The 12,823-nt window shown below is 46.7% G+C and carries 10 protein-coding genes; 8 read left to right on the top strand and 2 right to left on the bottom strand.

Translation table 11 applies throughout. The features are described 5' to 3' along the window. Positions 1–38: 38 nt before the first annotated feature. The 8 genes from MKY28_RS13260 (at position 39) to MKY28_RS13225 (ending at position 10,043) form a co-directional block, all read left to right on the top strand. A complete protein-coding gene (locus tag MKY28_RS13260; protein WP_143781014.1) occupies positions 39–1,730 on the top strand; it encodes a glycoside hydrolase family 13 protein in 1,692 nt (563 codons plus the stop codon). 97 nt (positions 1,731–1,827) lie between these two features. Beyond that, positions 1,828–2,520, top strand: coding sequence for a metal-dependent hydrolase (locus tag MKY28_RS13255; protein WP_036670618.1), 693 nt, complete (start codon positions 1,828–1,830; stop codon positions 2,518–2,520). A 238-nt stretch (positions 2,521–2,758) separates the two neighbouring features. Further along, positions 2,759–4,114, top strand: a complete 1,356-nt coding sequence (dctA, locus tag MKY28_RS13250; protein WP_036670619.1) for a C4-dicarboxylate transporter DctA — start codon at positions 2,759–2,761, stop codon at positions 4,112–4,114. A gap of 376 nt (positions 4,115–4,490) precedes the next feature. Beyond that, positions 4,491–6,212: an alpha,alpha-phosphotrehalase gene (gene treC / locus MKY28_RS13245; protein ID WP_036670620.1), complete on the top strand. Its 1,722-nt coding sequence runs from the start codon at positions 4,491–4,493 to the stop codon at positions 6,210–6,212. Positions 6,213–6,240: 28 nt separating this feature from the next. Next, complete coding sequence (gene treP, locus MKY28_RS13240; protein WP_036670622.1) at positions 6,241–8,259, top strand: PTS system trehalose-specific EIIBC component; 2,019 nt, start codon at positions 6,241–6,243, stop codon at positions 8,257–8,259. 228 nt (positions 8,260–8,487) lie between these two features. Next, positions 8,488–9,336, top strand: a complete 849-nt coding sequence (locus MKY28_RS13235) for a hypothetical protein (RefSeq protein WP_036670623.1) — start codon at positions 8,488–8,490, stop codon at positions 9,334–9,336. Between the two features lie 162 nt (positions 9,337–9,498). After that, entirely contained in the window at positions 9,499–9,762 is a 264-nt protein-coding gene (locus tag MKY28_RS13230) for a zinc/iron-chelating domain-containing protein (protein WP_036670624.1), read from the top strand. Between the two features lie 77 nt (positions 9,763–9,839). Then, entirely contained in the window at positions 9,840–10,043 is a 204-nt protein-coding gene (locus MKY28_RS13225) for a hypothetical protein (protein WP_017688872.1), read from the top strand. A gap of 130 nt (positions 10,044–10,173) precedes the next feature. Here MKY28_RS13225 and MKY28_RS13220 read toward each other — a convergent pair whose 3' ends face one another. Together MKY28_RS13220 and MKY28_RS13215 are read right to left on the bottom strand one after the other, a co-directional pair. Next, positions 10,174–11,289, bottom strand: a complete 1,116-nt coding sequence (locus tag MKY28_RS13220) for an AbrB family transcriptional regulator (protein WP_235193798.1) — start codon at positions 11,287–11,289, stop codon at positions 10,174–10,176. A 148-nt stretch (positions 11,290–11,437) separates the two neighbouring features. Beyond that, positions 11,438–12,748 carry an MFS transporter gene (locus tag MKY28_RS13215; protein ID WP_036670625.1) on the bottom strand — a complete coding sequence of 437 codons (1,311 nt, stop codon included), beginning with the start codon at positions 12,746–12,748 and terminating at the stop codon, positions 11,438–11,440. Positions 12,749–12,823: the final 75 nt, after the last annotated feature.

Here is a 12,823-nt window from a genome sequence, read left to right as displayed (position 1 = left end):
TTAGTTCAATTTATATATTGAACAATGATGAGAGCGAGGTGGGCGATATCGTTTGGTGGAAAGAGAGTGTGGTATACCAGATTTACCCGAGCAGCTTTAAGGATTCGGACGGAGATGGATATGGCGACTTGCAGGGGATCTATGAGAAACTCGATTATTTGGAGAATTTGGGCGTAGATGTGATCTGGCTCTGTCCCATTTACGATTCACCAGGACATGATAACGGATATGATATCCGGGATTATTACGGCATTTTACGCAAGTATGGCACGATGGAGGATTTTGATCGATTATTGGCAGAGGCCCACAAGCGTGGTCTCAAGATCATGATGGACCTGGTGCTGAATCATACGTCAGATGAACATGCGTGGTTTGCCGAATCACGTTCATCAAAGATGAATCCAAAGCGGGACTATTATATTTGGCGTTCAGGCAAAAATGGACAGGTGCCGAATAATTGGGAGTCCTATTTTGGGGGTTCAGTGTGGAAGCATGATCCCGAGACAAATGAATATTATCTGCATCTGTATTCCGAACAGCAACCGGATCTCAACTGGAACAATGCACAGATGGCAGAAGAGATGTATGAGATGGTGCATTGGTGGCTGGAAAAAGGGGTCGACGGATTCCGTTTCGATGCAGTGGCGCATATCGCCAAGGCAGAGGGGCTGCCAAGTGCCCACAATCCGGATAATCTGCCGGTGGTTCCAGCGTATCAGCTCTTTTCCAACTTGGAACAGGTACACTCGATCTTGAAGAAACTGAATAACATGATCCTGAAACCCTACGGACCCATGACAGTTGGCGAGACTTCAGGACTTGGACCTGAGCAGGCCTTGGCTTATGTGGGCACGGATCGTGACGAGCTTAATATGGTATTCCAGTTTGAGCATATGTTCATTGATGCTAAATCCTCCGGAATTGGTAAGTGGAACTATAAGGAATGGAAATTGACCGATCTCAAAGAAATCATGAGCCGGTGGCAAACGGTTTTGCATGGTAGAGGCTGGAACGCCAATTATATGGGCAACCATGACCAGCCACGTCCGGTTTCCCGTTTTGGTGATGATGGTAAATATCGGGTGCGTTCTGCTCAGATGCTGGCGACATGGATGCTTACACTCGAAGGGACCCCCTACATCTATCAAGGAGAAGAGATCGGCATGACCAATGTCGCTTTCCCGAATATCGAACAATACCGGGACATCGAGACCAAAAATTATTTCAATCATTACATTGGTCAAGGTAAATCAAAGCATGAAGTTATGCAGGCGATCTGGCTGAAGAGTCGCGATAATGCCCGCACGCCGATGCAATGGGATGAGACGGAACATGCAGGGTTTACCCAGGGTCAGCCGTGGATTCAGGTGAATGATAATTATCCTGAGATTAATGTGGCTGATGCCGAAAGTGATCCGCAATCCATTTTGCATTATTACCGTAAGTTAATTGCCCTTCGCAAACAACATAAAGTACTTATCTATGGTGCGTATGAACTGCTGCTACCGGATGATCCGGATATCTATGCCTATACCCGAACGCTGGAAGATGAGCAGATGCTGGTCATTCTGAATTTCCGTGGGCATGAACCTGAGATGCACTGGCCGGAAGGTTGGACTTCCGAGCATGCCAAGCTGATCATCAGCAATGTGAGCAGACGTTATTCTACCGATGAAGGTGCGATTCAGCTTCAGCCGTATGAAGCAAGAGTATATCGTAAGCAGCGGTGACACGGAGGCTAGCGTGATTTTGCGTTGGTGAAGAGGTATGATTTATAATATATAGTGGTTTTCAAAATAATAAAACATATGTCGGGAGGAATCCAAATTGTTGAATATTACGTTCCACGGTCACTCCAGTGTACAGCTGGGCACAGAAGAAAAGTCTCTGATCATTGATCCCTTCCTGCGTGGCAACGAGCTTGCCGTCACGAAGCCTGAAGATATTAAGACAGATGTTGTGTTGCTGACACATGCACATATGGATCACATCCTCGATGCTGAACCTATTGCCAAAGCAAATAACGCCAAAGTTGTGGCTATTGTTGAATTGGCTACATATATGTCTTGGAAGGGTCTGGATACACTCGGCATGAACATGGGCGGAACGGTAGATCTTGAATTTGCTCAAGCTAAAATGATTCAGGCGTTCCATACTTCCGGGATTGTGCTCGAAGAAGAACAACGGATCATGTATGCAGGGTTGCCTGCTGGATATATCATTAATATTGGTGGTAAAACGATTTTGCATGCCGGAGACACAAGTCTCTTCTGGGATATGAAAATGATCGGTGATCGTCATGATATTGATGTAGCTTTCTTGCCGATTGGTGGACATTTCACCATGGGACCTGAGGATGCGCTGCAAGCGGCCGAATGGTTTAATGCCAAACTGACGATTCCGGTTCATTATGATACGTTCCCGGTAATTCGTCAGGATGCGGAACACTTCGTGCAGCAACTTGCTGCAAAAGGGTTGGAAGGACGTGTGCTAGCCCCGGGAGAATCGATTACCCTGTGATGCACATTTAACCGCTGTTCAATAATAAATGGATTTATGGAAAAAGACGAATATCACGTCAAGATAACTGACGCGGTATTCGTCTTTTTTCGGTTTTAGGTTCAATTTTCACCAATAGAGTTGGTACAAATGACAAAAAAATTGAAATTCCATTGTTGAACTCCCTTTTAGAATGATATAAAAAGTTACACGGAAACCAAACGGAAATCCGAATTGACCGCAAACAGGGGGAGCGTTCATGTCATTTATGAAATCATTATTTTTTCAAATTATTGTAGCGGTAATCATCGGGATTGGCGTAGGCATCCTGTGGCCGGATCTGGGTAGCCTGCTGCAACCGCTCGGAACAGGTTTCATCAAATTGATCAAGATGATCATCGCACCACTGATTTTCATGGTGATTGTAACAGGTATTGCCAAGATCGGTGATCTGAAGTCGGTAGGTCGCATCGGGCTGAAAGCCATCGTGTGGTTCGAGATTGCAACTACAGTGGCACTGGTACTTGGATTGGGAACAGCCAATCTGCTTCGCCCCGGTGCCGGAATGAACGTGGACCCTTCAACCATAGATGCAAGCGGCATTGAAGCAAAAACCAATGGTTCCGAGTTACCGCATACGGTAGACTTTATCATGAATATTATTCCGACAAGTGTTGTAGATGCCTTTGCACAAAATGCACTTCTGCAAGTATTGCTCGTGGCATGCCTGTTCGGGGTTGCCCTGGCAGCAACAGAGAGTAAGGCAAAAGAGAATGTACTGACGCTGATTGAGAACTTGCTCGGCATTGTGTTTCGTATCATCGGTTATATCATGAAACTCGCACCAATTGGTGCATTTGGAGCCATGGCTTACACGGTAGGTGCTTATGGGGCTTCCACATTGTCGTCCTTTGGTCTGCTGATTCTGGCCTGTTACGGCGCAGCACTGCTGTTTTTGGTCATGTTGGCATTGGCTGCCTGGTGGATTACCGGGCTAAATTTCCTGCAATTTGTGAAATATACCCGTTCTGAAGTGATGCTGGCGATTGGAACCGGATCATCAGAAGTGGTGATGCCACGCATGATGGACAAACTAACCAAGGCGGGTTGTGATCGTGCGGTTGTGGGTCTTGTAGTGCCGACGGGGTACTCGTTTAATCTGGATGGCGCTTCGATCTATTTATCCTTGGCAACGGTTTTTGTTGCTCAGGCCGTAGGGATTGAACTGACATTGATGCAGCAGATTACGATTTTGCTGGTGTTGATGTTAAGTTCCAAAGGCATGGCAGGAGTACCTGGCTCCGCATTCTTGGCCCTGTCCGCAACGGCAGTGGCTGTCAATGCTTTTCCGGTAGCAGCGGTTGCTCTGCTGCTTGGTGCAGATCGATTCATGGATACAATGCGTGTATTCACCAACTTGATGGGCAACTGTGTCGCAGCATTTGTGGTGGCAAAATGGGAAGGTCTGCTGGATCAAAAGCGAATGCGTGCCGTACTCTCTGGTGAGATCAGTGCCGCTGAACTGGAAAGGGAAGAGCAAGCTGCACTATCTTTATTGAAGTTGAATATGCAGGAAAAACAAGGGAAAGCCGTTGTTTCACCAGAGATGTCGTAAGAGGCGTGTCTCCGCTGTGGTGATGAAGTCAAGTGACAGCAACTTTATAATAACAATCCATTACAACAGTAAAAAACAGTAGAATACATTTAAAAAGTTCAACCAAGTTCAACCAAATTAGACCGTCTGTTGCCCGCACCAATGGTGGGAAGAACAGACGGTTTCTTGTTGTCTCAATACAGATATCATTGGGTTCACGAACGCAGGTTCCAAAATAAATGTTACAGAGGAAAGATTTATGGGGAATGTGTAGAAGAGGCGGAGAATATACATATTATAGTTTCAACTTGTATATACATGTTTACTTATGTAATATAGATATGAAGTTAGCCGAGAACATCACATAAGAGCATTACAATTTATTGGAGGCGTTAACATGAGTTCTAATAACACAACTCCGTCATCTTGGTGGAAGACATCAACGGTGTATCAGGTATATCCGAAGAGTTTTAATGATACAACCGGATCGGGTACTGGAGATATTCGTGGATTAACCGAGAAGCTTGATTATTTGCAGCATCTGGGTATCGATATTGTGTGGTTGCAGCCGGTATATGTATCTCCGCAGCATGATAATGGGTATGACGTAGCGGACTATTACCGGATTAATCCGGATTATGGAACGATGGAGGATTTTGACGAACTGCTGAAAGGTCTGAAGGCTCGTGATATGAAACTGATGATTGATATCGTGGTGAATCACTCCTCGACCGATCATGAGTGGTTCCAGCAATCCCGTTCTTCCAAGGATAATCCGTATCGGGATTATTATATTTGGAAAGATCCTGCTCCGGATGGCGGTGTGCCAAACAACTGGCAATCCAAGTTCGGTGGGCCTGCTTGGCAGTTCGATGAACAGACGGGACAATATTTCCTGACTTTATTTGATAAAACGCAGGCAGATCTCAATTGGGAGAATGAAGAAGTACGCAAAGCTGTACGGGATATGATCAAGTTCTGGGCCGAAAAAGGTGTGGATGGTTTCCGTATGGACGTGATCAACCTGATCTCCAAAGACCAGCGGTTCCCTGATGATGATGGTAGCGTGTCACCGGGTGATGGACGCAAATACTACACGGATGGACCGCGTGTGCATGAGTACATCACCGAGATGTACGATGAAGTATTCGGGCCTTACAACATGGTGACCGTAGGGGAAATGTCCTCCACAACACTGGAACATTGTATCCAATATTCGAACCCGGCTTCCCGGGAGTTTTCGATGACGTTTAACTTCCATCACCTGAAAGTGGATTATCCGAATGGTCAGAAGTGGGAACTGATGCCGTATGATTTCGAAGCGATGAAGCAGCTCTTTAGTGAGTGGCAGACAGGCATGCAAGCTGGTGGTGGCTGGAACGCGCTGTTCCTTAATAACCATGATCAGCCTCGGGCACTGTCCAGATTCGCCGATGATGGTGACTATCATGCCGAGAGTGCGAAGATGCTTGCAACAACGATACACGGCATGCAAGGTACACCTTATGTCTACCAGGGAGAAGAGATCGGCATGCCGAATCCGGTCTGGAATGACGTTAGCGAGTTCCGCGATATCGAATCAACGAATATGTACCGTTTGCTTCAGGAAGAACGAGGCAAATCCGCTGAAGAAGCATTCAACATTGTAAAAGAGCGTTCCCGGGACAACTCTCGGACACCGATGCAATGGAATGGAAGTAAGAACGCCGGATTTACTAGCGGAACACCTTGGCTTAAGGTGGATGAGCGGTATCCTTCCATTCACGTGGAACAGCAGCTGGCTGATCCAGATTCGATCTACTATCACTACCGCAAATTAATTGCCCTGCGTAAACAGGTTAACGTGCTGATCGACGGTCTGTATGAACGATTGGATGATGCACACCCGAATGTATTCGCGTACGCACGGACCAATGGAAGTGAAACTCTGATTGTTGTATCCAACTTCAGTAAACGAGACGTCACGTTCTCGCTTCCGGAAGCGGTCTGGAATGATCACATTGCAGGCAAATCAGCAGAGTTACTCATAGGAAATACGGAGGCAGCCCCTGTGCTGACGCAGGAAATCTCTCTCAGTCCGTATGCATCCTATATGTGGCTTGTGCCACAACAGGACTAATCACATTTTATAAATAGGAAGTGACACTATGGCAATCGATAAAAAACAGGTTGAGGAGATCGTCCGGGCTGTCGGTGGCAAAGAGAATATTGAAGCTGCTACACACTGTGTTACACGACTCCGTTTTGCCTTGTACGATGAGAGTAAAGTGGATACTGAAAGTCTGGATCAGAATGATCTGGTCAAAGGACAGTTCTCTTCCCAAGGACAATTCCAGGTCGTTATTGGGCCTGGTCTGGTGGATAAAGTCTATGATGAGATGATTCAGATTACCGGGGGAGATCGTTCTTCCAAGGATGATGTGAAGGCGGCTGCTGGTAAAAAGCAAAATCCAATCCAGCGAGCGATTAAAACACTCTCGGATATCTTCATTCCGATCTTGCCTGCAATCATTACGGCAGGTCTTTTGCTCGGGATTAACAATATTCTGACAGGCCCAGGCATTTTCTTTGATGGAAAATCACTGGTGGATGTTTATCCAGCCTGGAAGGATCTTGCGTCCATTATTAATACAATCGCAAGTACAGCCTTCACGTTCCTGCCGGCTCTAATTGGTTGGGCAGCTGTAAAAAGGTTCGGCGGCAGTCCGCTGCTCGGGATCGTGCTGGGTCTCATTCTGGTACATCCCGATCTGCTGAGTGCATATGGTTACGCTGATGCTGTGAATAATGGCACGGTGCCAACATGGAATCTGTTCGGTTGGGAGATTGAGAAGATTGGTTATCAAGGGCAGGTTCTGCCAGTACTGGTATCGGCCTATCTGCTTGCGAAGATGGAAATTTTCCTGAATAAAAGGGTACATGATTCGATCAAACTGCTGGTCGTTGCACCAGTTACGTTGCTGATTACCGGATTCCTGGCATTTACGATTATTGGACCGGTTACATTTGCTATTGCAAATGCAATTACATCCGGCTTGATCTATGTATACGATTCATACGCGGCGCTGGGTGGTCTGATCTACGGTGGTCTGTACGCTTTGCTCGTTATCACCGGTATGCATCACACGTTCCTCGCGGTGGATGTTCAGCTCATTGGTAGTCAGGGCGGTACGTTCCTGTGGCCGATGCTGGCATTGTCCAATATCGCACAAGGCTCGGCGGCACTTGCGATGATGCTTGTCCTGCGTGAAAAGAAAATGAGAGGACTTGCGGCAACGTCTTCGGTATCGGCCTTCCTCGGGGTAACTGAGCCGGCGATCTTCGGAGTGAATATCCGTTACCGTTATCCGTTTATCTTTGGTATGATCGGTTCCGCGATTGGTGGTGTGCTGCTGACGATGAATAATGTTCAGGCAACCTCCATCGGTGTAGGTGGTGTACCTGGATTCCTGTCGATTTTCCCTGACAAATGGGGCGTTTTCTTCATCGGCATGGCGATTGTCTTGGTTGTACCGTTTGTACTGACCGTCCTTTTTGGCAGAGCCAAACTGAGAAAAGAAGATCGTAGTGCAAGCAATGAAACCGTTGCTGAGCCTAAAGCGGCTACATCGCAGTCTGCTTCGGGTGTTACCTCTTCAACTGCAAAAACAGATCCAAACCAGCGCACACGTAGTGCAGCTCAAGTAGGAGACGAAGCCGTGAATACACTGGAAATCATGGCGCCTTTAACAGGCCAGGCCGTGTCACTGGAGCAAGTACCAGATCCGGCTTTTGCCGAGAAACAGATGGGTGAAGGTGTAGCGATTGAACCTTCTGGCAACGTTGTTGTTGCTCCGTTCGATGCTCAGGTAGCTCATGTAATCAAAAGTAAACATGCGGTGATTCTTGAACACGCGAGTGGATTACAAGTTCTGATCCATGTCGGGATTAATACAGTATCCCTCAAGGGTGAAGGCTTCAACATGCATGTGGAAGCTGGCGAACATGTAAAAGCTGGACAAAAGCTGTTGGAGTTTGATCGTAAGGTAATTGAAGATGCGGGATACCCGCTGATTACACCGATTATCATTCCAGATGGTCAGGATATGGTTGAGCGGGTGGAAGTCACGACAGGTGATGTTACATCTAATCAAAGCGGTGTGTTGAAGGTTCACCTGAAAGGTTAATTGAATACAACAACAAGAAGGGGCTGCGTGATGTGCAGCTCCTTTTTGCTGTATGATCGTTATTTTCATGACGATCATGGTAAACTGTATATAAAATGGAAGAATCACATTTTTAAAATAATGGTGGTTGGAAAGGTTCTTCTGACAAAGCAAGCTTCAGGCATGTTCGAGTCGTGGCGTTCATATGGTGGAGAAAGAGATCCTAGTCAATCGATGAGGAGGAGAGCCATGACACGTATTGCGGTGATGGTCATTCACGGGCTGGGTATGCGGAAGGATGGGTACGCGGACAAGCTGATTGCTTGTTTGCATAAGGAATTGGACAAGGTGATGGTCTTGCCTGGAGCCACTAAACAGATGCTGGATATCGAACCTGTATATTGGGCGGATGTATTTGAGGAGCGGGAAGAGGCACTTTTTCAACAGCTCGTCAGCTCTCCGGGATTGAACTTTCAGGCGTTGCGCCGATTTGTCATCCACTACCTAGCTGATGCGGTTGCTTATCAACCGGTGGAAAATCAAGGCCATAACTACGATGCCGTACATCGAACGTTGAATCAGGCGATGCATACCCTTGCACAGCGTAATGGACCGGAAGCTCCGCTCTGTGTGGTTGCCCATAGTTTGGGTGCCGTAATCGCCAGTAACTTCTTCTACGATCTGCAATATCCCTCCAGTCGTGTGCCTGAGGTTGTGGATGTGAACTCGGCTCTGGAGCGGGGGGATACGCTGACCAATTTTTACTCCTTTGGTACAACCTTGCCCTTATGGAGTTTGCGTTACCATGACTTTAGTTGTCCAATTCAGGTGCCCTCTTCCCATGTGAATCAGTACTATGCTGGGCTGGAAGGGGAGTGGGTGAACTTCTACGATCGGGATGATATTCTGGGTTATCCATTACGCCCCATTGATCCCGCTTATGAGAAAGCGGTCAAAGAAGACATTGAAGTGAACTCTGGCGGCGTGGCTATGAGTTGGAATCCGCTAAGTCATGGGGGGTATTTTTCCAATCGAAGCATGAATCGGAGAATTGCTCAGGGGCTGGCTCGAACCTGGACCTGGATAAATCGCTCATAATATCAGAGGTAGTTCAAAAAGTCCGCTTTTGATTACGAAGGATGCCTTATGGCATCATCAGTATCGAAGATGGAATTCATCCCATCTTCTTGGTACTGAAAACCGGTCTTTTTGAACACGTATTGTAAGTAATATAAGTATTAAAATTAGGAGGGAATATGTATGGAATGCAGGACAGGCTGTGCCGCATGTTGTATCGCGATTTCCATATCATCACCGATACCGGGCATGGCTCATGGCAAGCCGGCAGGTGTACGTTGTGTGCAGCTTACCGATGATAATCGCTGCGGAATTTTTGGCCAAAAAGATCGTCCTGCGGTATGCAGTGGATTGCAAGCTGAGGAAGAGATGTGTGGTAGCACCGACCAAGAAGCCTTTGATATTCTAAACTGGTTGGAGCATGAAACCGCACCGAAGGTAATATGAGTGGGTTGTTTTAATGAATTGGGATAATTATACTTAATAGGGAAGAAGGTTGATTAGAGAGAGGAGACGCGAATACAATGGGGCTTGTTAAACGTTTTGTATTGGTTGTAGTGAATATGATCGGAGAGTTATGGATGGGGTTTTACCGACGTAACTCGGATTATTATGACCATCAGACTTCGGAGTCCAAAAGTAAGATTGGCTATTATGCATTTATTATTGGGGCAACAGTGGTTACGGTGGGCATTGTAGGCTGGATGTACAACCGAATTTATTCATAAGACATCATTATGCTTAAAATTGAATGAGGGCCAAATGTTGAAGATGAGTCTGTACAAATAAAAGAGAGTATCCGCAGGATGTGACATCAAATGGATACTCTCTTTGTCATGGAATCGGGGCGAAATATGATCATTGAAGTGAGGGATCTGCTTTCTTTTCTTTTAACATATGTACAAGAATCATCTTCAGTACGGAAGAGACGATGAAAAAGATAAACAGGATGCGGAACAATTGATACCCGGATACAACCGAAAGATCGGCATTCACTTCATGTGCCATGATACTCATCTGATCCATCCCGCCAGGGGCCATACTGAGTAGTGAGGTTGCCGCGGAGAGGGAGAACACATTCATTAACAGATAACTCAATCCAAGCGCACCAACAATGAGCAGTACACTACTCATCACCGCTAGCGTGACTGTCTGTGTCTTGCGTTGCAACTGTTCCGGCTTGAGCATCAGTCCAACGTGACTGCCAATCATCAATTGCGATACGTTTAAGAGTGAGGTTGGCAGACTGGGCGTATGCATCGTTGTGCTTAATTGAACGACACACATGACAATCATGGGACCCAGCATAAAGGCCGTCGGAAATCGGAGTTTGCGTGCAACCCATGCACCAGCTACACAGAGCGGAGCATAGAGAAGAATCTCGGGAAAAAGGGTACCCCACGTTGCTACGTCAATGAACGGATGATCCAAACTTCCACCTGCGGTACCTTCAAACCACGGACTGAATAGCAGGAACGGAACACAGAAGACAATCATGATCAGCCGAGTCACCTGCAAAAAGGTAACCAGCGTCAGATTGATAGATTTCATCTCTTCTGCGAGGGACACCATCTGGGATAGTCCTCCTGGAATACTGCCAACCAGCAGGGAGGGGAAGTCAAAGTCGGTTATCTTTGAAGCGATGTAGGCCGTAATTACACACAATCCGATTAACAGCAAGGTCATCAGAAGCATCATGGGAAGTTGTAGCAAAATGCCGTGCAGTGCCTCTTTAGTTAAGGTGAGTCCAATCGAATAACCAACAATCAGAATGCCATAGTCCCGAATGGAGGCAGGCCACATGAGCGGCCATTTGGCGACTTGGGAGCCAAGCAGCATAAATACCATTGGCCCGAGCAACCACGGGATCGGTGTATGAATGACTGTGAACAGCAATCCGCCAAGAACAGAGACACCCAGACTAAGAAAAAACCGAAAGACAACGTGGGAACCAAGCTTGCGCATCAGTTCCATCCGTTTAGCCTACCGGTTGAATGAGGTGGTATGAGATTCAGGTATGCATTCAGGTTTAATGAAGGATTCATGTTCATGTGTGATCACTCCTGATGATGAGATACGTTGCGTTATCTGCGGAACAACCAGACTGCTAGTGTTCAACTCATTAAGATCCTGAGAGAGCCGTAGCGGAAGGTTTGGGTTCTCTGAACATTACAAAGTACATCAGTGATGAAATAACGTATAGACAGCCTGTGATGCTGAAAGTGATCGCATAACCCCAATACGTTCCGTACGTGGTGACCAGATAGGATTGAACGGGTCCCATGGTCGCCCAACCAATCATGAACGAGGTCTGCATCAGTGAATTGGCAATGCCGCGGCGTTTGTCCGAGATCCGATCCACCAGTATGGCTGAATGAATGGGATTGGCTGCGTTCATCAATGCTTGTCTGAACAAGAAACTGAGCGAAGCGATGAACAACAGATTGGTGAAGCCTGTTAATAGAAGGAAGGGCAGCGACATGACCTGGAAAATGACAACGGCTCTTACGCTTCCGACCTTTGCCGCCAAGGTAGGACCAATCAGCATCGATACAATCGTCATAATCTGACCAAGTGCAATCAGTAAGCTCATGCCGCTCAGAGAAACCGAGAACCGATTGGTGAAATACAGATTCAGATACGGTACAACCAGTCCGGAACCTAATCCAATTAACAACTGAGTCACTATAAACTGACCAATCAGTCGGGAATCTTTTTTCTTCGTGATCGAATCGTCCGTGCTTGGGATATTTGTTGAACTTTCTTTTAGCTCCTCATTGGGTTGAAGAACGGGTTGCGCCGGAATGGTTGTCTGCGGAGCAGCCTTGCCTTCGGTTACAAATAACAGTGGAATAAATGCAGCTAGTGTTGCTGCACCACCGACAAATAAAACCGTCTGCAATCCGGTCACCTTGGCGAGTCCTGCCGTATGTAACAAATCTGCGAATACACCGCCACCCAGGCTACCAAGCACCTGGGAAGCGAGCACAAGAGATGAATAATAACTGAACATCTTCAGCCGCTGGCTTTTCTTGACGTTTTCCGCCAGATAAGGAATGGCCAGTACTTGGAATACTCCAGCGAAAAGGCCAGAGAATACCGCGAACCAGATCAGTCCTGTAGCCGAATAATCGAAGGAGCGTCCGATCAGAAAGATTCCGCTGAATAACGCCCCGGTAATGAGTAATCGCTTGCGGCTGAACAGATCACCGCATAGACCGATAGGAACAAACATAATGGCTGTTGCGAGTGATTGAATACTTACAATTTGGCCGTTCATTGTATCATTATAGCCCAGACCCTGAATGTACAGATTATACAAGACAGAGAACATACCATTTCCGATCTGATACAGAATGCTAGCCAGGAAAAACAGTTGAATATTGCGGGACCAGCCGCGAATTTCATCATTAATATGTTGTAAAACTCTCAAGTGGTTCCCCCCAGTCTGCCTGTGCAGTGATTCCAGTTTAACAGGAAAGGGGAATTTGCGGAAGAATTGACCACT

The sequence above is a fragment of the Paenibacillus sp. FSL R5-0473 genome (assembly GCF_038004565.1).
Lineage (GTDB): Bacteria > Bacillota > Bacilli > Paenibacillales > Paenibacillaceae > Paenibacillus > Paenibacillus amylolyticus.
This window is presented reverse-complemented; position numbering and strand designations above follow the sequence as displayed.